23 protein-coding genes are annotated in these 22,929 nt (G+C 62.9%); 12 read left to right on the forward strand and 11 right to left on the reverse strand.

Annotated elements, in window-relative coordinates; translation table 11 throughout:
* Nucleotides 1–378: 378 nt before the first annotated feature.
* The 5 genes from ACVIGA_RS07785 (at nt 379) to ACVIGA_RS07805 (ending at nt 5,833) form a co-directional block, all read left to right on the forward strand.
* A complete protein-coding gene (locus ACVIGA_RS07785) occupies nt 379–1,965 on the forward strand; it encodes an ABC transporter substrate-binding protein (protein ID WP_456665925.1) in 1,587 nt (528 codons plus the stop codon).
* Between the two features lie 60 nt (nt 1,966–2,025).
* Nucleotides 2,026–2,961, forward strand: coding sequence for an ABC transporter permease (locus ACVIGA_RS07790; RefSeq protein ID WP_375775834.1), 936 nt, complete (start codon nt 2,026–2,028; stop codon nt 2,959–2,961).
* Nucleotides 2,962–3,028: 67 nt separating this feature from the next.
* On the forward strand, nt 3,029–3,850 hold the full coding sequence (locus tag ACVIGA_RS07795) for an ABC transporter permease (protein WP_223968980.1): 822 nt from the start codon (nt 3,029–3,031) through the stop codon (nt 3,848–3,850).
* Nucleotides 3,847–4,827 carry an ABC transporter ATP-binding protein gene (locus ACVIGA_RS07800; protein ID WP_223968978.1) on the forward strand — a complete coding sequence of 327 codons (981 nt, stop codon included), beginning with the start codon at nt 3,847–3,849 and terminating at the stop codon, nt 4,825–4,827. Before ACVIGA_RS07795 ends, ACVIGA_RS07800 begins: the two co-directional genes overlap by 4 nt.
* Complete coding sequence (locus ACVIGA_RS07805; RefSeq protein ID WP_456665926.1) at nt 4,820–5,833, forward strand: ABC transporter ATP-binding protein; 1,014 nt, start codon at nt 4,820–4,822, stop codon at nt 5,831–5,833. Before ACVIGA_RS07800 ends, ACVIGA_RS07805 begins: the two co-directional genes overlap by 8 nt.
* On the opposite strand, the gene ACVIGA_RS07810 is transcribed toward ACVIGA_RS07805, so the two are convergent.
* Nucleotides 5,818–6,450 (reverse strand): invasion associated locus B family protein, encoded by a 633-nt coding sequence (locus ACVIGA_RS07810; RefSeq protein ID WP_456665927.1) that lies wholly within the window; start codon nt 6,448–6,450, stop codon nt 5,818–5,820. The genes ACVIGA_RS07805 and ACVIGA_RS07810 overlap by 16 nt on opposite strands.
* A 479-nt stretch (nt 6,451–6,929) precedes the next feature.
* Between ACVIGA_RS07810 and ACVIGA_RS07815 the strand changes: the two genes are divergently transcribed.
* Both ACVIGA_RS07815 and ACVIGA_RS07820 read left to right on the forward strand, forming a co-directional pair.
* Nucleotides 6,930–7,394, forward strand: a complete 465-nt coding sequence (locus ACVIGA_RS07815) for a GNAT family N-acetyltransferase (protein WP_456665928.1) — start codon at nt 6,930–6,932, stop codon at nt 7,392–7,394.
* A 37-nt stretch (nt 7,395–7,431) separates the two neighbouring features.
* Complete coding sequence (locus ACVIGA_RS07820) at nt 7,432–8,466, forward strand: AI-2E family transporter (protein WP_456665929.1); 1,035 nt, start codon at nt 7,432–7,434, stop codon at nt 8,464–8,466.
* Here ACVIGA_RS07820 and ACVIGA_RS07825 read toward each other — a convergent pair.
* Nucleotides 8,463–10,181 carry a metallophosphoesterase family protein gene (locus ACVIGA_RS07825; RefSeq protein WP_456665930.1) on the reverse strand — a complete coding sequence of 573 codons (1,719 nt, stop codon included), beginning with the start codon at nt 10,179–10,181 and terminating at the stop codon, nt 8,463–8,465. The genes ACVIGA_RS07820 and ACVIGA_RS07825 overlap by 4 nt on opposite strands.
* Nucleotides 10,182–10,230: 49 nt before the next feature.
* Nucleotides 10,231–11,373: an epoxide hydrolase family protein gene (locus tag ACVIGA_RS07830; RefSeq protein WP_456665931.1), complete on the reverse strand. Its 1,143-nt coding sequence runs from the start codon at nt 11,371–11,373 to the stop codon at nt 10,231–10,233.
* Between the two features lie 306 nt (nt 11,374–11,679).
* On the opposite strand from ACVIGA_RS07830, the gene ACVIGA_RS07835 reads away from it, so the two are divergent.
* Nucleotides 11,680–12,111: a hypothetical protein gene (locus tag ACVIGA_RS07835; RefSeq protein ID WP_456665932.1), complete on the forward strand. Its 432-nt coding sequence runs from the start codon at nt 11,680–11,682 to the stop codon at nt 12,109–12,111.
* A 9-nt stretch (nt 12,112–12,120) separates the two neighbouring features.
* Here ACVIGA_RS07835 and ACVIGA_RS07840 read toward each other — a convergent pair whose 3' ends face one another.
* The 6 genes from ACVIGA_RS07840 to ACVIGA_RS07865 all read right to left on the reverse strand — a co-directional run bounded on the left by ACVIGA_RS07840 (nt 12,121) and on the right by ACVIGA_RS07865 (nt 17,859).
* Nucleotides 12,121–13,074 carry a hypothetical protein gene (locus tag ACVIGA_RS07840; protein ID WP_456665933.1) on the reverse strand — a complete coding sequence of 318 codons (954 nt, stop codon included), beginning with the start codon at nt 13,072–13,074 and terminating at the stop codon, nt 12,121–12,123.
* A 154-nt stretch (nt 13,075–13,228) separates the two neighbouring features.
* A complete protein-coding gene (gfa, locus tag ACVIGA_RS07845; RefSeq protein WP_223968961.1) occupies nt 13,229–13,792 on the reverse strand; it encodes an S-(hydroxymethyl)glutathione synthase in 564 nt (187 codons plus the stop codon).
* A 33-nt stretch (nt 13,793–13,825) separates the two neighbouring features.
* Nucleotides 13,826–14,935 (reverse strand): S-(hydroxymethyl)glutathione dehydrogenase/class III alcohol dehydrogenase, encoded by a 1,110-nt coding sequence (locus ACVIGA_RS07850; protein WP_050405342.1) that lies wholly within the window; start codon nt 14,933–14,935, stop codon nt 13,826–13,828.
* A gap of 50 nt (nt 14,936–14,985) precedes the next feature.
* Nucleotides 14,986–15,462 carry a c-type cytochrome, methanol metabolism-related gene (locus ACVIGA_RS07855; protein ID WP_456670757.1) on the reverse strand — a complete coding sequence of 159 codons (477 nt, stop codon included), beginning with the start codon at nt 15,460–15,462 and terminating at the stop codon, nt 14,986–14,988.
* Nucleotides 15,463–15,585: 123 nt separating this feature from the next.
* A complete protein-coding gene (gene xoxF5 / locus ACVIGA_RS07860; protein ID WP_223968957.1) occupies nt 15,586–17,391 on the reverse strand; it encodes a lanthanide-dependent methanol dehydrogenase XoxF5 in 1,806 nt (601 codons plus the stop codon).
* A gap of 129 nt (nt 17,392–17,520) precedes the next feature.
* Nucleotides 17,521–17,859, reverse strand: a complete 339-nt coding sequence (locus tag ACVIGA_RS07865) for a hypothetical protein (protein WP_456671015.1) — start codon at nt 17,857–17,859, stop codon at nt 17,521–17,523.
* Between ACVIGA_RS07865 and ACVIGA_RS07870 the strand changes: the two genes are divergently transcribed.
* Both ACVIGA_RS07870 and ACVIGA_RS07875 read left to right on the forward strand, forming a co-directional pair.
* Nucleotides 17,813–18,787, forward strand: coding sequence for a helix-turn-helix domain-containing protein (locus ACVIGA_RS07870; protein ID WP_223968955.1), 975 nt, complete (start codon nt 17,813–17,815; stop codon nt 18,785–18,787). The two genes, ACVIGA_RS07865 and ACVIGA_RS07870, sit on opposite strands and share 47 nt — an antisense overlap.
* 30 nt (nt 18,788–18,817) lie before the next feature.
* Nucleotides 18,818–19,234, forward strand: coding sequence for a YkvA family protein (locus ACVIGA_RS07875; protein ID WP_456665934.1), 417 nt, complete (start codon nt 18,818–18,820; stop codon nt 19,232–19,234).
* On the opposite strand, the gene ACVIGA_RS07880 is transcribed toward ACVIGA_RS07875, so the two are convergent.
* Nucleotides 19,231–20,595, reverse strand: coding sequence for a histidine kinase (locus ACVIGA_RS07880; protein ID WP_456665935.1), 1,365 nt, complete (start codon nt 20,593–20,595; stop codon nt 19,231–19,233). The two genes, ACVIGA_RS07875 and ACVIGA_RS07880, sit on opposite strands and share 4 nt — an antisense overlap.
* Before the next feature lie 181 nt (nt 20,596–20,776).
* On the opposite strand from ACVIGA_RS07880, the gene ACVIGA_RS07885 reads away from it, so the two are divergent.
* The gene (locus ACVIGA_RS07885) at nt 20,777–21,397 is read left to right on the forward strand and encodes a response regulator (RefSeq protein WP_456665936.1); all 621 of its coding nucleotides are present in this window, start codon (nt 20,777–20,779) and stop codon (nt 21,395–21,397) included.
* Nucleotides 21,398–21,421: 24 nt separating this feature from the next.
* Nucleotides 21,422–22,267 carry an S-formylglutathione hydrolase gene (gene fghA, locus ACVIGA_RS07890; RefSeq protein ID WP_456665937.1) on the forward strand — a complete coding sequence of 282 codons (846 nt, stop codon included), beginning with the start codon at nt 21,422–21,424 and terminating at the stop codon, nt 22,265–22,267.
* A 148-nt stretch (nt 22,268–22,415) separates the two neighbouring features.
* On the opposite strand, the gene ACVIGA_RS07895 is transcribed toward fghA, so the two are convergent.
* Nucleotides 22,416–22,892 (reverse strand): DUF3280 domain-containing protein, encoded by a 477-nt coding sequence (locus ACVIGA_RS07895; RefSeq protein ID WP_456670758.1) that lies wholly within the window; start codon nt 22,890–22,892, stop codon nt 22,416–22,418.
* Nucleotides 22,893–22,929: the final 37 nt, after the last annotated feature.

Here is a 22,929-nt window from a genome sequence, read left to right on the forward strand (position 1 = left end):
CGAGAATGCGTGCGAGGCCGCCCTGCGACTGTCATGCGGTTCGGAACCCTGGCTCCGCGATTTCCGGACGAAAGCCGAAATCCGTTCAATCGCAACTGCTTATGTGCTCGCGCAAGTTGCAGCCAAGGTTCGGCGCCTGCCCGGTGAGAGCCCTCCTCCCGCCTATTCTGTCTGACGCGTGTCTTTCGATCAGCCCGTCGGAGCCATTTGGAGCAGGCGCTCACCACGCACAATGCTTCCATGGTCCTGCTCCACGCATCGCGGCGACACAAATTATTTGGTGCCGGTCGCCATCGACACCACGTGAGGACCTTGCGCTGGACGTGCTGCCGATGATCAACTCGCAGTTCGGAATGTTCCTGCGCCGTTGGGGGAAGCATGTTCAAGATGATTGCGATCGCGGTTGGCCTCGGGCTCGCACTCGCCGCCTCGGCGGAGGCCCAGACACCGCGCAAGGGCGGGACCATTCGCATGACGGCGCCCTACGGCTCCAGCTTCACCAGCATGGACATCCACACGACACCGCGCGCCCAGGACGAGATCTACGCCAAGGCCCTGCACCGCTCGCTCTATATCTGGGACTCGACCGAGGGCAAGCCGGTGCTGGAGCTTGCCAAGGAGGTTGTCGTCTCGGGCGGGGGCCTCATTCATACCTTCAAGCTGCACGACGACGCGTATTTCCACAACGGCCGCAGGATGACGGCCGATGACATCATCTGGTCCTACAATCGCATCATGGACGGCACCAAGGCCTATCCCGGCGCGCGCTTTGTGCGCATGATCGAGGGCGCGGCCGAGGTCGAGAAGGGCCAGGCCAAGGAAATCTCCGGCCTGAAGAAGATCGACGACTTCACCCTCGAAATGAAGCTGACCGAGAAAGTCGATCCCGCCTTCTATTTCTTCACCGCGCTGACCTCGATCTATCCTGCCGATGAGGGCGGGAAGGAAAGCTTCCTCCAGAAGCCGATCGGTCTTGGTCCATTCAAATTCGTCGAGCACGTGCCGGGATCGCGCATCGTGCTAGAACGCTGGGACCGTTTCTACAAACCCGGCAAGCCCTATGCCGACAAGATCGTGGTATCGCTGATGGGCGAAGCCGCGGCACGCGATGTCGCCTTCCGCAACAAGGAGATCGACACCTCGGTGCTTGGGCCCGCACAGTATGTCGCCTATCAGGCCGACCCCAACCTCAAGGGCACCATCGTCGAGGTCGCCGAGGTCTTCACCCGCTACATGGGGATGAATCCCGCGTTCAAGCCGTTCTCCGACAAGCGGGTTCGGCAGGCCGTCAACTACGCGATCGATGCCGATCTGATCATCAACAGGCTGGTCAAGGGCAAGGCCTATCGCGCCACGAGTTGGCTGCCCTTGACCTCGCCGGCGTACGACAAGGCCATGAAGCCCTACCCCTACGATCCAGCGAAGGCGAAGCAATTGCTTGCGGATGCGGGTTATCCTAACGGCTTTGAATTCGAATGGACCACCAGCCAGAACGAAAGCTGGGGCCTGCCGATCGTCGAAGCCGCGATCCCGATGCTGGACAAGGTGGGCATCAAGGTCAAGGTCAAGCAGGTCGAGACCGCGGTGCTGGCGGAGGTCATTCGCAAGGGCGACTTCCAGGCCTTCATCTATTCCCAGGCGACCGGCCCGGATCCGCAGGCGGCGCTCAAATGCTTCCATTCGGCGACGCCACAATCGGCCTGCAACTACACGACTTTCAAGAACCCGGACTTCGACAAGATGATCGATGCAGCCGGACAGACCGACGACCCCGCAAAGCGCGTCCAGCTGCTGCAGAAGGCCAATGCGCTGCTCCAGGAGGAAGCGCCGATCTGGTTCTTCAACTACAACAAGGCTGTCATGGCGGTGCAGCCCTGGCTCAAGGGAATCCAGCTGGACGCAACGGAACTAACCCATCAGAACGTCGAAGACCTCTGGGTCGACGACACCTCGCCGGCGAAGTGACAGCTGCCATCGCTCTCCCTCGATCATGTGAAATGATGGAGGGGATGAGGAAAACGTCCAATGCTCTCCTTCGCGATCCGTCGAGTCCTGCAGACCATTCCGACCGTGCTGGCCGTCGTGCTGCTGATCTTTGTGCTGTTCAGCATCGTACCGGGCAGCATCGCGTCGAGCATGGGCGATGACGGCCGGGGTCCGACAGACCCGCAGGTCGTGGAACGCATGAAAAAGCAGCTCGGCCTGGACGATCCCGTCTACGTGCGCTTCGGCTCCTATATCGCCAAGCTCATGACGGGTGATTTCGGGACGTCGTTCCGGACCCGCGAGCCGGTCACGACCATGGTTGCCAAACGGATGTGGCCAACGCTGCAGCTGATCTTCGCAGCGCTGGCGTTCGCGATTGCGGTCGGCGTTCCGCTCGGTTTCATCGCCGCACTGAAGCCAGGCAGCATCGTCGACACGCTCTCGATGGTCCTGGCGGTGTCCGGCCTCTCGATGGCCAAATTCTGGCTCGGGCTGCTGCTGATGTATCTGTTTGCATTGAAGCTCGGCTGGCTTCCGAGTTTCGGCTATGGCGATGGCAGTCTCAAATATCTGCTCTTGCCTGCCGTGACCCTCGGTGTCTCGCCGATGGCGCTGCTGGCGCGGACGACGCGGGCAGCGGTGCTCGAGATCATGACCGCGGATTTTGTCCGGACGGCGCGCTCGAAGGGCATGAGCGAGACCCGGGTCGTCACGTGGCACGTGATGCGCAACGCCCTCGTTATCATTCTCACGGCGATCGGCCTGCAATTCGGCGTCGTGATGGGCCAAGCCGTCGTCGTCGAGAAACTGTTTTCCTGGCCGGGCATCGGCTCGCTGCTGGTCGACAGCGTCCTGCAGCGCGACATTCCAGCCGTCCAGGGCACCATTCTCGTGGTGGTGCTGTTCTTCCTCACCGTCAATACACTGGTTGACCTGCTCTACGGCGTGATCGATCCCAGGATCAGATACGCATGAACGGCCGCCAGTCTCACCACGCCGGCGCACGCTCGACCGTGCAACCTGTTACGGCGGAGCGGTCGCGATGAAGCTTGGAACCAGCGCCATCATCGGCGGGTTGCTGTTCGCGCTTGCGATCTTCGTCGGCCTGTTCGCGCCTTGGCTCGCACATACAGATCCGGTGATGGGCGCCAACCTCATGAATGCGGAAGAACCGCCGAGCTGGATCTGGTGGTTCGGTACCGATGCGCAGGGTCGCGATATCTATTCCCGTGTCGTGCACGGCGCGCGCATCTCGCTGACGGTCGGCATCGTCTCGCAACTCGTCAATAGTGTGATCGGCGTGACGCTGGGCCTGACCGCGGGCTATTGGGGCGGCTGGTGGGACGATGTCGTCAACGGGCTGACCAATCTGATGCTCGCCATCCCCTCGCTGATCTTTGCACTGGCCATCATGGCGGTGCTTGGGCCCGGCCTGACGAGCTTGCTGATCGCGCTCGGATTGACCAATTGGTCCTTCACCTGCCGGATCGCACGCGCCTCGACGCTGTCGCTCAAGAGCCAGGGCTATGTGCAGGCTGCGCGCGTGCTCGGCTATGGAGATTTGCGCATCATGATCACGCAGCTGCTCCCGAACATGGTCGGCCCCATCATTGTCATCGGCACGCTCGGCATGGGCGGCGCGGTACTGGCAGAGGCCTCGCTTTCGTTCCTCGGCCTCGGCATCCGTCCGCCCTATCCGAGCTGGGGCAGCATGCTGTCGGAGGCCCGCGACCAGATCACCACGGCGCCGTGGCTGTCAGTGTTCCCGGGCCTCGCCATATTCCTGACGGTGCTCGGGCTCAACCTGCTTGGCGATGGCTTGCGTGACGTGCTCGATCCGCAATCGCGGAGCCGGCGCGCATGACGGCTCCTCCGCTGATCGAAGTTGAGGATCTGCGCATCGATCTCGACGACGGCGCCAAGCATGTTGCGGCGGTTGAGGGCGTTTCATTCCGCATCGATCGCGGCGAGACATTCGGCCTTGTCGGCGAGTCCGGCTGCGGCAAAAGCATTACGGCTCTCGCCTTGATCGGCCTGCTGCGCCGGCCGCTCTCGGTCGCCGCCGGCACTATCCGTTTCGAAGGCCGCGAGATTCAGGGGCTTTCCGCGGCCGAGCAGCGGGCGCTGCGTGGCAACCGCATCGCCATGATCTTTCAGGAGCCGATGACGGCGCTCAATCCGGTCTCGCCGGTCGGCCGGCAGATCGCAGAGATGTTCGTGCTGCACAAGGGCAAGAGCTGGCGCGAGGCAAACCGGCTGGCGGTTGAGGCGCTGGCGAACGTGCGCGTCCCGGCACCGGAGCGGCGGGTGAAGGATTACCCGCACCAGCTTTCGGGCGGCATGCGCCAACGCGTGATGATCGCCATCGCGTTGGCATGCGATCCGGATCTTCTGATCGCCGACGAGCCCACCACCGCGCTCGACGTGACGGTGCAGGCGGAGATCATCGAGCTGATGCGCAATCTGTGCGCCGAGCGGGGCACGGCGATCCTGATGATCAGCCACGATCTGGGCCTGGTCGCCAACGTCTGCCGCCGCGTCGGCGTCATGTATGCCGGTCGCATTGTCGAGGAACGCGGCTCGGACGACATCTTCCGCGCCTGCGCGCATCCCTACACGCAAGGCCTGGTCGACTCGCTGCCGCGGCTGGGGAGCCGCGCAGCACTCGGCCGGTCGCGGCTCAGGGAAATCGCCGGCGTGGTCCCGGCGATCGCGGACTTTCCAGGCGGTTGCCGCTTCAATCCGCGTTGCGCGCAGGCGACCGAGATCTGCCGGACCACCGCACCGGAGACGACATGGCTCGGTGCAGGCGGCCTCGTCAGGTGCCACCACCATGCATGAACCCGCGGCGAGGCCCGGCGACGATGTCATCCTCAGCGTGGAGGATCTCGCGGTGCATTTTCCGTTCGGTGGCGGCTTGCTGGGCGGCGGCCAGCGGCTGCTGCGTGCGGTCGACGGCATCGATCTCGAACTGAAGCGCGGTGAGTGCCTCGGTCTGGTCGGCGAATCCGGCTGCGGCAAGTCGACCGTCGCCCTTTCGCTGCTCGGGCTGCTGACGCCGACACGCGGCAGGATCGTGCTCGACGGGCACGTCGTGACGGGCCAGCGATCGGTAGATCGAAAGCTGCTGGCCCGTACCGCCCAGATGGTGTTTCAGGATCCCTACGCCTCGCTCAATCCACGGCAGACCGTTCGCCGCACGCTGGAAGACCCGCTGCGGCTGCACGGCGTGACCGCCCAAAGCGAGATCGACGGACGCATTGCCGCCATACTCAAACATGTCGGCTTGCGGCCCGAGCAGGCCGGGCGCTACCCGCATGAATTCTCGGGTGGCCAGCGCCAGCGCATCGGCATCGCCCGGGCGCTGATCCTCAATCCCAAGATCGTCATCTGCGACGAACCGGTCTCGGCGCTCGATGTCTCGATCCGTGCCCAGATCATCAATCTGCTGCTGGAGTTGAAGGAGAGTCTCGGCCTCTCCTACATCATGATCAGCCACGACCTCGGGGTGGTCGAGCACATGAGCGACAGGGTCGCTGTTATGTATCTCGGCCGCATTGTGGAGACCGGCGGCTGGCGCGAGATCTTCGAACGGCCGGCGCACCCGTATACGCAGACCCTGATCGCCGCGATTCCCGATCCGCTACGCCGCGCACCGCTCGCGACGACAAGGGGCGAGCTTCCCAATCCGCTCAATCCGCCGGACGGATGTGCATTCAGTCCACGCTGCCGCTACGCCGAAGCGGTGTGCCAGCGCGAGCCCGGGCCCTCGCTTCAAACGCGCGCCGACGGACACGCGGTCCGGTGCTGGCGCGCTGACGAGATTGCCGGTCAACCTCCAAGCTGAATGGTCCGTTCCAGCGCAGCGGCGAAGCCGTTGAGGGGGACATTGAAGACGACAGCCTGCCCGTTGCCAATGTTCTGCGCGGCGACGGTGAGCATTTTGCCCTTGCTGATGGTGTCGGTCACAACCGTGGGAAAGGAAACCGGAAGCAAACAGCCTTGCGCGGTGCAGGTGGAGAACCGGGTCTGCTCCAGATCCATGCCGTCGAGCTTGAGAACGGCTCCAGCGTCAAACTTCAGCCCGAACGGCATCAGGATGTTGCCTTCGGCCTTTCCGTCCCTCGGAATCAGCTCGATGGCGAAGATCTGCTGATTGGTCTCCTTGGAGGTCTGTGTCTGTCCCAGGGTGCAGAGCTTGGCACCGCCATCGAGCAGGCATTTGACGATCCAGTCTCCGTAGGTCTCGCTGACCGAGGAAGCGCCCTTGGGAAGCTGGACGGCGCGCACCACGCCCTCCATCGCGGACGTCTGGCTCGTTGTGTCGATCGGAATAAAGACCGTGCCCCCGCTGGCATCCGATTTATCAGAGGTTCGAGCGGCCTGCGCCGAACCGATGCCGGCGATGACGACGAGTGCTGCGATCGCCCGAAGACGTCTGTCTGTTGCGCTGACTCTCACCATGCCTTCGCTCCGCCTCGTCACATCTCGAAACCGAGATTCGCTTTGCGTGGGCATACTTCCCACGTATGTGAGGTACGTGTACGTGGAGAGCCGCCGACATGCAAGAGATTATCGCCGCCGCCGTGATTGTTGCGATTATTGCATTCTGCGGCGGGTATTTCTGGTCCGTTGCGCGCGAAGCCAGGATCTCGAACAAGACCTCGAACAAGCAACAGCGGAAATGGTAGAGCCGACAGCGGTATCCCCGCCAGCCACCGCACAACTCCGTCATTTCGGGGCTCGCGATGCGAGAAACCCGGCATCCATTCATCCACAAGGCCCGCGGCGCGATGGATTTCCGGGCTCGTGCTTCGCACGCCCCGGAATGACGAGGCCGACCCGTGTCATGGGTGGATTAACCACGCGCTACGGAGCTAACGCGCCTCTACCCTTCCTCCTGTGATTTGCCCGAGGGCCGCGTTTTCAACTAAGGTCGCGGGATGGACATGCTCGTCAAGCTCTACGCCCTGCCCGATTCCCGGCCTGCCTATGATCGGTTGCTCAAGGCCGGAGTTGTCATGCGCCGTGCGCTCGCGCCCGAAAAGCACAAGGTGGTGGCCTGGGTGCGGGAAACGTTCAGCGAGGCGTGGGCGAGCGAAACCGAGGTCGCGTTCAGCCGCCAACCGGTCTCCTGCTTCATCGCGGTCCAGCAGAAGAAGATCGTGGGATTCGCCTGCCACGACGCGGCGTGTCGCAACTTCTTCGGTCCGACCGGCGTCGCACCGAAGGCGCAGCAGGGTGGCATCGGCAAAGCACTGCTGTTCGCCTGTCTCGAGGACATGAAGCACCAGGGCTTCGGCTACGCCATCATCGGCGGCGTCGGGCCGGCCGAATTCTATGCTAAGGCCGTCGGCGCGGTGGCCATCGAAGGCTCCGCGCCGGGGATTTATCGGGGATTGTTATAGCTGCCCCGCAAGGTCACGGAGGTCGGATAACCCAAAGATGGGCGGTGGGTTGAAGATCACGACCGGCATCATCGCCGCGGTGCTGGTCACTGCGGCGGTAGCTCAGGCACGCAGTGTACTCGCTCCGCTCGCGGCCGCCCTGTTCATCATTGCGATCGTCTGGCCCATTCAGGAGCGACTTCAGTCGTGGCTGCCGAAACTCCTCGCACTCGCCATCACGGTCGTTGTGACGACCGCAACCTGCGCCGCGTTTGCCTCACTGGCGGCGTGGGGATTCGGCCGCGTCGGGCGCTACCTGATTGCGGATGCGGCGCGGTATCAGGCCCTCTACGACGCCGCGGTGATCTGGCTGGATGGCCATGGCATCTCCTTCGCCGGCCTTTGGGCGGAGCATTTCAATGTCGGCTGGCTGCTGCGCACCACGCAATACGTCACGGGCCGCATCAACACTACGTTGAGCTTCTGGCTCATCGCGCTGGTCTATGTTGTGCTCGGGCTTCTCGAGGTCGAAGACGCGGGTCGACGAATCCGGCGGATGGAGAACCGCACGGCTGCGCGCGTGCTGCTCAAGGGCAGCGAGGCGACGGCCGCCAAGTTCCGGAAATATATGTTGGTGCGGACGCAGATGAGCGCGGTCACGGGTCTCTTGGTCGGCCTGTTCGCTGCCGTGACCGGACTGCCTTTCGCATTCGAATGGGGCGTGATCGCATTTGTCCTCAACTACATTCCTTTCATCGGCCCTTTCATCGCGACCCTGTTCCCCACCCTGCTGGCCATGACGCAGTTCGAGAGTTGGCCCGCGGTGTTTGGTGTCTTCGCCTGCCTCAACGTCATCCAGTTCGTGGTCGGCAGCTACATCGAACCGCGGGTCGCCGGCTCGACGTTGTCGATCTCGCCGTTCCTGGTGCTGTTTGCGATCTTCTTCTGGAGCTCGCTTTGGGGCCTGTTCGGGACTTTCATCGGCGTGCCAATCACGCTCGCTATTCTGACCTTCTGCGCCGAGAGCCCATCGGCCGCCTGGATCGCCGATCTGTTCGGCGGTTCGCATGAAGATAAGCCGAAAACATCCTAGTTTTTGGCAATTTCCACCCGCTCGGGCTCCGCGAGGCAGAGCTTCCCATCCGGCCCGACCGTCATTCTGTGGATGTAAAAATAGATGACTGCATCGTCGGCGCCCATCACCGGCGATGGGGCCGAGACGATCTTCGACGCACCACATGTACCGATCCAATCGATATGACGGTGACCGTGCATCACGACCGAACGATCGGAAAACTTTTGCAACCTGCGCACAAACCAGCTGCCGTTGATCAAGGCTGTCCCGATGCGCTCGGCGAAGGTCTTCACCGGCATGGGATATTCCATCAGGTGATGATGTAGCGCGATGGTCCAGTACGCCGTCGGAAAATGACGGATCGCAGCCTCCAATCGCCGCGTTTGCGCTTCCGAAACCAATCCGAGCGCGTTGGTAAAGGAGAAGTGAGTTTCGGCATTGGAGTTGAGAATGGCGATTCCTAGGCCGCCATCATGGTCCGGCGGCAGGATCATTGGAAACTGATCATCGAACAAGCCGCGGAGCGCAGCTGCGCGGCGCACGCCGCCGCGCTGCGCAAATTGCGTTATCCGATCATGATACGGCGCCAGCGCCTGATTCAGCGTCACCGATGGTTTGCCGGAACCGCCGATGACGCGGACGCGATCGCCCTGGACAGCCGCGATCGCCGACAGGGTGCGCATCTGCCGTAGCCGCTTGCTTGGGCTGAACGGCAGGTCGAGGCGCGCGGGATTGGCGCGGTCCACGACGTTAACGTCATGATTTCCCGGAAGCATGACGACGCGTGCGGCGAGTTCGGGATGACCTGCCAATGCATCAAGAAATTCAGCCCATTCGCCGGGCCGGCCGGCATCCGTCATGTCGCCGCTGATCAGCACGTGGTCGAGCGGATCAACAGCGTGAATTTCCGCAAGCCTCGCCAGCACGCGATTGAAGCGTTCGTTTCCCTGCGGACCAGCCGTCCCGCTTTCGATGCGGAAGCCGTATCGCTCGCCGACCACGTGGAGATCGGACAGATGTGCAAGGCGCCAGAAGCGGCCTCCGGGTGGCGTCGCGTCGAACGCGGCAAGATCAGCCGGTTGGTCCATGCTGGCGTCGGCCACGCTCCAGGCCAGTGATGCGACCGCAAGATAGCAGGACACCAGCACCACAGCGTTAGCGAACGTCGGCATCACAAGACGATGGATCAGAACCAGATCGTTGATGGTCGCAGTCCATTGCGAAGCAGGCCAAGCCAGGGCCGCGACCAATGCCGCACCTGCAGCGAGCAGTATGCCAGCACCGACGGAGCAGCCGCGGCGCAGCCTCATGCGAGAGGCAGGAGTTGCGCCGGTGCGCCAGAGCAGCTCCGCCAGATGGCCCAGCGCCTCGCGCGCGAACGCGTAGCTCGGTTGAACCGCGAGCGCGTTGAGTGACCAAAAGCTGGTTTCCGCGATTTGAACCAGCGGCCGCCCGCCGAGCCATCCTAACGCCGCGATCGCAACCAGCGCCAGCACAGCGCCCACTTCCGACAGTGCAAGAACGTGTTGCGAAAGGCTCGAAATCCAGACGGACGCGACCAGCGGCGCAAGGCCGAGCAACACGCCCGGAAGCAGGATCGAAATCGTCCAGGCAAATAGCAGTTTCGCCGGGCTTATCTCGACGAGAAGGCTGCCCACGATCGCGAACAACGACCGCTGCTCGGGGCTGACGGCATTGTCCTCAAAGTCGCCGTCGCGGGGGTCCAGCAGCACGCCGACGTCCCTCCGTTGGGTTTTGCTTCGCTCTACCTATTCTACACGGCTAGCGCAGCTTCCCGAAAAACTCGCGCACTTCGCCAACGAACAGCTCGGGCTGCTCGAACGCCGAGAAATGTCCGCCCTTCGGCATCTCGCGCCAGTGCTGGATGTTGGTAAAGTTCGTCTCCATCCATTTGCGGACCGGCGTAACGATCTCCTTGGGAAATACCGCAACGCCGGTCGGCACGCTCACCTTGTGCGGGGTTCGCTTGCCGGGCCCAAAGCTTTCCCAATAGAGCCGTGCCGACGATGCGGCCGTCTCGGTCACCCAGTACAGCATGACATTGTCGAGCAGTTCGTCGCGGCTGAGGATGTTTTCCGGATGCCCGTCGCAGTCGGTCCAGGCCCAGAACTTCTCCAGGATCCAGGCCGCCTGCCCGCTCGGCGAATCCGTCAGCGCGTAACCAAGCGTCTGCGGCCGGGTGGATTGCTGCTTGGAATAGCCGGAATCCCAGTCGGCATAGTATTTGATGCCGTTGAGTGCCCGCGTTTCCTCCGGCGTCGGCTGCCCTTCGACATTGGGCCGGGTCGACATCGCTAGCGTGATGTGGATGCCGGCGCAGTGCGCCGCGTCCTGGCCGCCGATCGCGGTGGTGACCGCGGAACCCCAATCGCCACCTTGCGCGAAATACCTGGTGTAGCCTAGCCGCTCCATCAGGACGGCCCAGGCTGTGGCGATACGATCGACGCCCCAGCCCGTTGCGGCCGGCTTGGCCGAGAAGCCGAAGCCCGGCAAGGACGGACACACCACATGGAAGGCATCGGCGGCGCTGCCGCCGTATGCCGTCGGATCGGTCAGCGGTTCGATCACCTTGTGGAATTCGACCACCGACCCCGGCCAGCCATGGGTGATAATCAATGGCCGCGCCTCGGGATGCCTCGAGCGGACATGGATGAAGTGGATGCCGAGCCCGTCGATTTCGGTCGTGAACTGGCTGAAGCGGTTGAGCTGGGCCTCGCGCTGTCGCCAATCATAGGTCTCGGCCCAATACTGGCAGACCTCCTTGATCCATTGCAGCGGCGCGCCCTGGCTCCAGTCGTCGACCAGCTCGGCCTCCGGCCAGCGGGTCCGGCGCAGCCGGCTGCGGAGATCCTCAAGGACACCGTCGCTGACGGCGATGCGGAACGGGCTGATGGCGGTATTCATGGCGTCTCCCCGGGATGCAGAGCTTTCCGGGAAGATAGGCGCGCGCGGGCCGCCGATCAAACCCGCGCCGTGCCATTCGCGAGCCATCGATTGCAGCGGTATCGGGCCCGCGTGCCAGACATCGGCAAGAGCACGGCTGCGGCTACCCTGTCGGTCTGCATAAACCCTGCACGACAAACCGCGAACTCTGCACGACAAAATCCATCATCGGCGCCGCCATGTTGTTACGACAGCGGACGCGATCGATCGAACCGACATGAATCGCGAACGATCGAAGCACTCATGTCGCAACGCAGGGAGCTGGATGTGGCACTCTACCTGACGAGCATCATGAACGCGCAAGACGTTCTGTTGAAGCTGGGCGTGCCGCTTGTCGTCATGTTCGTGTCGGGATGGATCATCATCAGGGCTTGGGTGAACAGGTCCGGCGTCGATTCGTCAGGGTTCTCGCCGGCAGCGTCGTCGGCCCTGTTTGCCCCTGTTCTCTTCGTCATGTACTTTTTCCTGCTGCAATCCTTCACGCAGGAAGGCCTTGCCGCTCGCGCGGAGCTTGTCATTTTATACGGCGCGATTTTCGCACCGACATTTCTTCTGCTGCTTCCATTCGGAATCACCTCCCTCGTGAGGGTGCGTCGACGCAGCGCATCGCTCGGCAATGGCCTGTTATGCAGCGCATTCGCGGTCTGGCCGATCCTGCAGGTGGTGTGGATGTGTCTGCTGTTTGGAGAGTGGGAATAGCGTGCGGACCTACCTGCCGATCGCCGTCTCCAGCAGCGCCTGGGCCTGCTTGGTGGCTTCGGCGAATGCCGGTTGCTCCGTGGCGTGCTGAACGAAGCAGCGCTTGAATGCGTCCTCGCCCTGCTGGCGCAGGTTGCCGAGCTTGTCATGGGCCTTCCGGGTGATCTGCTTGCGCTCGAGCTTCTCGGCCGCCTCGGTGGCCTTCTTGTTGTAGTCGGTCCGGATCGCCGTACAGGCCGGCACGTTCACGGCGGGCTCGATCTCGCCGTAGGCGATGTAGAACTTGCCGTTGGCGAGCGCGGCGACAAATACCTCGTCGGCGGCCTCGGGGGTTGTGTCCTGGGTGCGGCCAGCCAGGAAACCGTAAGTCAGGGTGGCCGACGCCGGCTTGGTGACCGGCAGCTCGTTGAAGTTGATCACCGCGGCGTCGGTCGAAATCGCCTGCGTGTAGAGGCCCTCGAACTTCAGGGCTGGTTCGATCTGCTGCGGCACGTTCTTGCTGCCCTTGTCCCACCACGTCTTGTGCTCGTGCAGCCAGCGCGTGAACAGGGCTTCGGAGGTGACGATGATATGGGCTTTCGGCTCGACGAAGCTGCCGTCAGCCCGCTTTTCGCCGATCTTGCCGCCGTCCCTGCCCTTGTCCGCATCGAAGCGCAGGCCGTCCAGCATGCCGAACCCCATATCGCCCTTATAGAGAGTGTCGAGATTGAGTTGGGCGGGCGTAAAGCCCGGCCGGGCGGGTTGGGACAGGATCGCCATCAGCCGCCCCTTCAACTCCTCGCGCGCGGCCGCCTCGGCCTTGTCGACGGCCTCGTCGATCTTGCCGTCCTTCTCCTGCTTGGCGAATTTGGCGATCGCGGCGTCACGCGCGGCAATGTAGCGGTCCTCCGGCGACGCGGCGCGGGCCGGCGAAAGGACCAGGATCGGGGATAGGACGAGGGCAAGGCGGAAAACAAAATGCATGCCCTGTGGTCGCCCGCAGGGCATGCAAGGTTCAAGGTCACGGGTACTACCAGCATATCCGTCGCCGGCAGGCCCTCTGCCGACGCAGGATCTCGTCAAGGCCGCCCGGTCGCGCCGCCCTTGTCAGGCGGCCTTGGTCAGGCTGCCTTGTTGGTCAGGCTGCTTTGGATTTCGCCACGTGGGTGGCGATCGCGTCCATCAGCGGCGGCGACAGGCAGTCATAGGGCTCGAGCCCAAGCTCCTTCAGCCGCGACCTGATCCCCGCCATATCGGCCGGCTTGACGCCGGACTCGATCACCGACGACACGAAGGCGGCAAATCCCGGAGCCGCTGAGCCGGACTCCTGGAACAGCTCGGGGTGGATGAAGTCGAGGCCATAGAACGGATGGCCCTTGTTCTCGATCCGGCCGTACATATGCGTGCCGCATCCGGTGCAGGCGTGGCGCTGAATCACGGCAGCCGCATCCACGATCTTCAGCTTGTCGCCGTTCTCCAGCACGGTGACGTTCTCGCGCGGCACCACCGCAACCACCGAGAATGTGGCGCCCGAAGGCTTCCAGCATTTGGTGCAGCCGCAGGCGTGGTTGTGGGCGACGTCGCCCTTGACCCCGACCTTGACCTTCTTGTCCGCGCATTTGCAGACAAGCGTGCCGCCGGCAAAGCTGCCGGTGCCTTGCTTGACGCCGTTGTCGATTGACGGGTGGATATGAACAGTCATTGACCTATCCTCCTAGTGCTTGCTGTTTTGATTTTAGAACACGACGACCGAACGGATCGATTTGCCCTCGTGCATCAGATCGAAGCCCTTGTTGATCTCGTCGAGCTTCAGCACGTGGGTGATCATCGGATCGATCTGGATCTTTCCATTCATGTACCAGTCGACGATCTTCGGCACGTCGGTGCGGCCGCGCGCACCGCCGAACGCGGTACCCTTCCAGACGCGTCCGGTGACGAGCTGGAACGGCCGGGTTGCGATCTCCTTGCCGGATTCCGCGACGCCGATCACGACCGACACGCCCCAACCGCGGTGGCAGGCTTCCAGCGCCTGGCGCATCACGTTGGTGTTGCCGGTGCAGTCGAAGGTGTAGTCGGCGCCGCCGTCGGTCAGGCCCACCAGGTGCTGGACGATATCGCCGCTCACCTTGGTCGGGTTGACGAAATGCGTCATGCCGAACTGGCGGCCCCAATTGTCCTTGGAATCGTTGATATCGACGCCGATGATCTTGTCGGCGCCGACCATCTTGGCGCCCTGGATCACGTTGAGGCCGATGCCGCCGAGGCCGAACACCACGACGTTGGAGCCCGGCGTCACCTTGGCGGTGTTGACGACGGCACCGACGCCGGTGGTGACGCCGCAGCCGATGTAGCAGCTCTTGTCAAACGGCGCGTCCTCGCGAATCTTCGCCACCGCGATCTCAGGCAGCACGGTGAAGTTCGAGAAGGTCGAGCAGCCCATATAGTGGAAGACCGTCTTGCCCTTGTAGCTGAAACGCGAGGTGCCGTCGGGCATCACACCCTTGCCCTGGGTGGCGCGAATCGCGGTGCAGAGATTGGTCTTCTGGCTCAGGCAGCTTTTGCACTGGCGGCATTCGGGCGTGTAGAGCGGGATCACGTGATCGCCAGGCTTCACCGACGTCACGCCGGCGCCGACCTCGCGAACGATGCCGGCACCTTCGTGCCCGAGGACCGAGGGGAAGATGCCTTCGCTGTCGAAGCCGTCGAGCGTATAGGCATCGGTGTGACAGATGCCCGTCGCCTTGATCTCGACAAGGACCTCGCCGGCCTTGGGGCCTTCCAGGTCGAGCTCGACGATCTCAAGCGGCTTCTTGGCTTCGAATGCGACTGCGGCGCGGGTCTTCATCTTGGTCTCCACAAAACATCAAACAGGTTTGTCATTCGCGCCGGTCACGCTCAGTTCTTGTTGCCCATGCAGGCGTCTTCGGCCTTTCCATAGGCATCCGACTTGTCTTCGTGCTTGGCCGGCCGGACACGCCCAACCGCATCATTGGCGCGGGCGCGCAGGTACACATAGAGGTCGTCCATGTAGCAGGCAACGTTCGGGTTATCGCCGAATGCCGGCATGACGTTTTCCTGCGCGGTCGACACGTTCTTGCGCCCGCTCGCGACCACGCCCATGAAGTCGGCATAGCTCATGGTCTTCAGCGAATCCTTCAACGCCGGCGCGTAAGTCGAGCCCATGCCGTCGGGTCCGTGGCAGACGTGGCACTCCGAATGATAGCGGCGGTAGCCGGAGTAGGTGTACCAGTCCACCGTACCGTCGGACGTCACCTTGAACGTCGGGTTGCCATCCTTGTCGAGCCACTTGCCGTCCTCGGACTTGACGGCGGTTGGATCACCTACGTCCTCGGCGGAGGCAACTCCTCCCATTGCCACGACGAAGATCGCGGCAGTCACAAACCAGATCTTACGCAAAAGCATATCCTCGCGTGCAGATTGAAGACGGACCGGCGCATGGAGATCGCCCCATGCGCCGGAACGAGCTTGCTCAGCTCACTGCTGCGGCAGCGAGAACACGGTGAGCGTTCCGCCGAGCGCGGTGTAGTTGCTCAGCGCCGCATAGCCACCGACTGCACCGAGACCGGCCGTCGGATCAGTCAGACCGGCCGCGAGGCCGATGCCTGCCCAACCGCCAACACCCGACAGCACGGCGATGTACTGCTTGCCGCCGTTCTCATAGGTGGTGACGTTGCCGATGATGCCGGACGGAGTCTTGAACTTGTAGAGCTCCTTGCCCGTCTTGGCGTCGACTGCCTTCAGGTAGCCTTCCAGCGTGCCGTAGAACACCACGCCGCCGGCGGTCGCGAGTGCACCTGACCAGACCGAGAACTGCTCCTTGTTCGACCACACGATCTTGCCGGTCTTGCCGTCCCAGGCGATGAAGTTACCCATGTTGGTCTCACCGGGAGGCGGATACATCGACAGCGTCGCGCCGACATAGGGCTGACCTGCGGTGTAGCTCACCTTGAACGGCTCGTAGTCCATGCAGACGTGGTTGGTCGGCACGTAGAACAGCTGCGTGTCCGGCGAGTAGGCCGCCGGCTGCTCGTCCTTCGAGCCCAGCGCCGCCGGGCAGATGCCCTTGACGTTGTGGTCTTCGCCGGCCTTGTCGGTCGACGCTGTGTCAAGAACCTTCGGACGACCATAGGTCGGCGAGTCCTTCTTCATGTCGACGCCGGAGGTCCAGTTCACCTTCGGATCATACTTCTCGGCAACCAGCAGTTCGCCGGTGACGCGATCGAGCGTGTAGCCGAGGCCGTTACGATCGAAGTGCGTCAGCAGCTTGCGTGCTTTGCCGTCGATCGACTGATCCGAGAGGATCATCTCGTTGACGCCGTCATAGTCCCATTCGTCATGGGGCGTCATCTGGTAGACCCACTTGGCGACGCCGGTGTCCGGGTTACGCGCCCAGATCGTCATCGACCATTTGTTGTCGCCGGGACGCTGCTTCGGATTCCAGGTCGAGGGGTTGCCCGATCCGTAATAGACGAGGTTGAGTTCGGGATCGTAGGAGATCCAGCCCCAGGTCGCGCCGCCGCCGATCTTCCACTGATCGCCTTGCCACGTCTTCAGGCTCGAGTCCTTGCCGACCGGCTTGCCGAGCTCGGTGGTCTTGTCGTCGACCAGGATCTGGTCATCCGGACCTTCCGAGAATCCGCGCCAGACCAGCTTGCCGGTCTTGAGGTCGTAGGCCGTCATGTGGGCCTGAACGCCGAACTCGCCGCCGGAGATGCCGACCAGGACCTTGTCCTTGACGACCATCGGCGCCGACGTACCGGTCGATCCCTTGCTCGGATCGCCGTTCTTGACGCTCCACTCCACCTTGCCGGTCTTCGCATCGAGTGCAACCAGCGTGGTGTCGGCCTGATGCAGGATGATCTTGCCGTCACCATAGGCAACGCCGCGATTAACCGTGTCGCAGCACATCACCGGAATGACGTTCGGATCCTGCTTCGGCTCGTACTTCCAGACGATCTGGTTGTCCTTGGAAAGGTCAATAGCGTAGACCTTGTTCGGGAACGGAGTATGCACGTACATCATGTTGCCGATGATCAGCGGGCCGCCTTCGTGACCGCGCAGCACGCCGGTCGAAAACGTCCACGCTACCTGCAACTTTCCGACGTTCTGGGCGTTGATCTGATTCAGCTTCGAATAGCGCTGATTGGTGTAGTCGCCGGTCGGCATCACCCAGTCTTTCGGGTTCTGCGCCATCTTGTGGAGTTCGTCATTGGCGTTGGCAGCTCCGGCGGCGAACACCGCCATTGCCCCAAGGCTGGTCGCGTAAAGCAACTTGCGCATCGTGGATTTCCTCCCAGGTTCAAGAGCTCAAGGGTTTCCGCCGAAACGGCCCCACTTCTTCCATTTTGGTACCCCAGTGGTAGTCCGATCGAATCCCGCTGACTTGCCCAGCAGCGAAGCGGCGTTTGCTCAGAAGCGAAGCATTGTCAGATTTTTGCGGTTGGGCCGCGAATTGGCGGTAAAGGCTGCTTCATGTTGCAGGGCATCAAACGTTTTCAGTGCTGTTCCGGTGTCGGATAGAACCGGCCCAAGGTTGCGCTTGACGCGCCCAGAACTAAGTCGGAGGATCGCCCGGCTTTGATCGGGAAGAAATCCCGCCGCCTCCCTAAACTGTTCAGAATCAGGGAGAAGGCGCATCATCCCGGACCAGAAGTAGGCGCGATGGGCAGTCACGTTGGGGATCGAATCGGTGGCTGGAAAGATGACCGACACAGTCCATTCACTCAGCACGAACGGATTGACGCCCAAGCGGCAGATCCAGCGCTGGTCGGATGCGCTCACTGACCTCTGCGGTCAGTTCGACGTCGATGCGCTGGAAGGATCCTCGCTCGAGGGCCGGATCAATTTCACGACTGTGTCGCGATTGAAGCTGTGCCAGATCGAGGCAAGCCAGCACCGCATCGCCCATACCGTTTCGCGCATCAGGCTGAGCGAGCACCCCTACATCAAGATCGTATTCCAGACCCACGGCGTCTCGCATTTCGAGCAGGACGGTCTGCACTTCGACATCATGCCGGGCGACTGCTTCGCCTACGACGTGTCGTGTCCGCATACGATCATCAGCCCGTCCCTGACGCGCCACGAGGTTGTCATCGTTCCGAAGGACCTGCTCAAGGAGCGCGGCTTCCAGCTCTCCAAGATGGCGCCATGCAAGCTCTCGGCGCGCAACGGCACCGGCCGCATCGCCTATGATTTCGTCCATGCCGCGTTCGGCGAGGCGCCGACGCTGACCCCGGTCAACGCCGTCGGCGTAGCCGATGCGCTGATCGACCTGCTGCTGCTGCCGCTGCGCGAGACCGGCGCGATGTTCGACCGCGGCAGCGCCGAGGCGACCTATGTGCGGGCCCAAGGTTTCATCCGCGAGCATCTGCGCGATCCCGATCTCTGCATCGATCGCATTTCTGCGGCGCTCGGCTGCTCGAAGCGCTATCTGCACATGCTGTTCAGCGATCGCGGCATGACGGTCAGCGACTACATCTGGAAGGCCCGGCTGCAGAATTGCCGGCAGGAGCTGGAATCGCAGAACGGCAAGACCATCACGGACGTCGCGTTCTCCTGGGGCTTCTCGAGCTCGTCGCATTTCAGCCGCGTATTCCGGAAGTATTTTGGCATCGCACCCTCCTCCGTGCACAAGGGTCTGCACGGCGGCATGCCGGTCGATGTGGTGCTGGAATAGCGCTTCCGCCTGGCGTGCAGGCGCCTCGCCATGCCGTCCATCAAGCTACCCTCAATCAGACTCTCCTCAATCAAGGCTTGGGCGCGCAACCTCAAACGGGACAGCGTTGCGCTGTATCTCGCGTCGCGTGATCCGCGCGTACCATGGTACGCAAAGGCCCTCGCCGTCGCCATCGCGGCCTATGCGCTCTCCCCCGTCGACCTGATTCCGGATTTCATCCCGGTCATCGGCTATCTCGACGATCTGATCCTGCTGCCGCTCGGCATCTGGCTTGCGATCTCGCTCGTTCCGGATGAGGTGATGGCCGAATGCCGCGCCAAAGCCAGCGCCGTCTTGCAGCGCCCGACCAGTCGAGCGGGAATGATCGCGATCATCGTGCTCTGGATCGCCGGCGCACTCGCGCTGGCATGGGCCGTCTTCGCATACTGGCCGCGAGCCGCGCGCTAAGCCTGCACGGCCTTCGGCACCAGCGCCTCGACCGTCACGCCGTCATCGCTGGAATTGATCTTGAGCGTGCCTCCGAGCGCGAGGATTCGCTCCTGCATGCCGGTCAAACCGCGGCCGAGCCGGTGATCCCTGAGCAGGCCGCGGCCGTTGTCGCGGACGCGCACCAGCGCGCAGCCGCGGCTGCCGCGCAGGCCGGTTGGCCGCTCCGCGGGCGCGATCGTGATATCGACCGCCGTTGCGCCGGCGTGGCGGAACACATTGGTGAGTGCTTCCTGGACGATACGATAGATCGTCAGATCGGCCGTCTCGCCGGTCTCGCCGAGATCGGGTGATATCCTGCTCTCGATCTCCACCTCCGGGTGGGTCTCGCCCCACAGCCGCACCAGCGCGCCAAGTGCTTCCGCAAGCCCAAGCTCCGCCAAACCCACCGGTCGCAATCGCTCCAGGATGCGGCGAGTGAACTGCTGAAGCGCGTTGACCTGCTCCAGGATGGCGCTGCCGTGCTTGCGAAGTGCAGCTGGATCGGGCTTTTCGACCTCCGACAGCCGCGTCAGCGCGCTGGCATGCGCGCGCAGCGCGAACAGATAGGGCCCGAACTCGTCGTGCAGTTCGCGCGCGATTTCCTTGCGCTCGGAGTCTTGCAACGAGACCGCACGTTCGGCGAGCTGCCGCTTGCTGTCCACGGCTTCGCCAAGAGTTGCCGCCAAATGGTTCAGTTTGGCACAGATTGCAGCCAATTCAGGCGATCCGCCAAGCTCGACGCGTGCGTCGTAGTCCCCTGCCTCGATACCGGTCATGGCCTGCGACAGCGCCTCCAGCGGCGCAAGTGCGCGGCCGACCACCAGCATGGTGACCAGCAGCAGCGTCACCGCAATCGCGGAGCCGATCTCGAGCTGGGTGACGATGCCGTCCCAGATCTCGGCCATTTCGTCGTCGGGATGCGAGGTGATGACAAGCGATTGCGGCTTGCCGTGAACCGAGATCGGCACCCGCACCGAGGTCTGCTCGGGATGCACCAGCGCGACGAACCACTCCGGCGGGGCGCGCGGATCGCCTGCCTCCTCCGGGTGCTCGGGAGACTTTGCGGTCGCGTCATCCTGCCGCGTGATGCTGACGTGACGCAGCCGGCTCAGATCTTGAACGATCTGCTCGAGCCGTGCATCCGGATCCGGCGCCTCGTCGAGTCCGGCCACCATCGTCGAAACAAACTCGCGCGCCAGCCGGATCACGCTCTGGTCCTCGGCCTGGACGCGCGGCCCCGCCTCCAGCACGAGCCGCGCAATATTGATGCCCAACCCAAGCGCCAGTATCAGCGCCAGCAACAGGTTGATCCGTGCGCGCAAGGATAGCTTTTGCCACATGACGTTGCCCCCGACCGCGATGCCTCCTCCGAGAGGATCGTTGACAGCCAAATTTGCCCGGCTATCTAATCGCACCCTATCGCAATCTCGTGCGAGGTGCACAACCGGTCGGAACCGAGGTGTTCTTCGCGCAAATCGATGTAACGAAGAGTGAACCGAAGCAGGTCGCCGGAACAACGCCATGCGCATTCTGATCGTTGATGATCATCCCATCGTTGCCTCCGGTTGTCGCACCGTGTTCGCCGACGATCCCGAGATCGTCCTGCTGGAAGCCGCGGATGCCGAAAGCGGTGAACGGGCGTTCGTCGCGGAGAAGCCCGATCTCTGCGTGATCGACATCAACCTGCCGACCGTCTCCGGCTTCGAGCTGGCCCGCCGTATCTTGGGCCGCGATGCATCCGCGCGCCTCATCATGTTCAGCATGAACGACGACCCGGTGTTCGCTGCCCGCGCCATCGACATCGGCGCCAAGGGCTACGTCTCGAAGACCGGCGATCCCAACGATCTGGTGGAGGCGGTGCGCGAGGTCGGCAATGGCGGCGTCTATCTGCCGCCGGCGATCGCACGCAACGTCGCCTTTGCGCGGCCGGGCTTTGCGCAAAATCCACTTTCCAAGCTCACTTCACGCGAGATGGAGATCCTGCGCCTGCTCAGTTCCGGCAAGAGCCTGTCGGAGATCGCCTGGCTGGTGCATTCGTCATACAAGACGGTCGCGAACACGTCATCGATCATGCGTCAGAAGCTTGGCGTGCGCACCTCGGCAGAACTGGTGCGGCTGGCGATCGAGAGCGGCGTCGCCTGACGTGGCGCTCCAACACAGAGGAACATGGCAATGCAGACGGTTTCCCGGAACAAGTCGCATGGCGGCACGCAAGGCGTTTACCGGCATCCAAGCCGCGAAACCAAGACCGACATGACCTTCTCGGTGTTCGTCCCCGATCATGCGACCGGCGCCAAATTGCCCGTCGTCACCTATCTGTCGGGCCTGACCTGCACGCACGCCAACGTCACCGAGAAGGGTGAATTCCGGCAGGCATGCGCCGAGCTCGGCCTGATCTTCGTCGCGCCCGACACCAGCCCGCGCGGCGAAGGCGTCCCCGGCGATCCCGCCAATGCCTATGATTTTGGCCTCGGCGCAGGCTTCTATGTCGATGCGACGGAGCAGCCGTTCGCGACCAACTACCGGATGTGGAGCTATGTCACCGAGGAATTGCCAAAACTGATCGCCGAGCAATTCCCGGTCGATACGAAGCGGCAATCGATTCTCGGTCACTCCATGGGCGGCCATGGCGCACTGACGGTGGCGCTGCGCTATCCCGACCGGTATCGCGCGGCGAGCGCGTTTGCGCCGATCGTGGCGCCGTCGCAGGTACCGTGGGGCAACAAGGCGCTGGGCGGCTATCTCGGCAGCAACAAGCAGGCGTGGCGCAAGCACGACGCGGTCGCATTGATCGAGGACGGCGCCCGCTTCTCCGATCTGCTGGTCGACTATGGCGATGCCGACGGTTTTCTCACCGAACAGCTGCGCCCCGAGCTCCTGAAGGCCGCCTGCGAGAAGGCCAATATTCCGCTCACGTTGCGTCGTCAGCCGGGCTACGACCACAGCTATTACTTCATCTCGACCTTCATGGCCGATCACCTGCGCTGGCACGCCGCGCGGCTGAAGGCGTGATGCTTTCCCCGGCCAAGGCGGCGCGATGCCAAAATATCGAAAACAACCCCATGCAAAGTAGCCGGCGGCGGCGTTCAACCAGACGAGTTGACACGTCAGGCAACTCAGGGTTATTCTAATATTCCGAAATCGTCCGAGCACCCGTCGCTCATCGTGCCTGCGGCGCGCCGTAATTCGGCGCGAGCAGGCGGTTGCGCACGAGGTAATCGGTGGCGCGCGACCAGGATTCGTCGGTATTGCCGCGCATGTCGGCGCTCACTGCTGCCACCAATTGCCCGGAATGGACGTCGCGCAGATAGAGATTGATGTTGAGGATCAGGTTGGAGACCTTCTGCACCACTCCGGTCATCGCAAGATCGGCGCCCAGCTCGCCGGCCAGCTTCGCATCACATCCGCCGCAAGCCTGAAGATTGCTGCCGTGCGCCGCAGCATTGACCGGTGCGATATCGATCACGTGGAACTTGCCGGACTCCGCAAGCTCCTTGCGTACCTGATCGCCGGTGCGGAGCAACCGCGCCTGCTCATCGGTCCGCGGCCCGTTCACCTCCCCTTGAAGGCTGGTGTCGATCATCTCGAGATCGAATACCGCGAGCTTGGGCGGTTCGGCGCGCGCCGCCGCAGACATCAGCAGCAAAGATATGACGAAGACGAACGCTGATCTC

It is taken from the genome of Bradyrhizobium sp. USDA 3240, assembly GCF_054063295.1.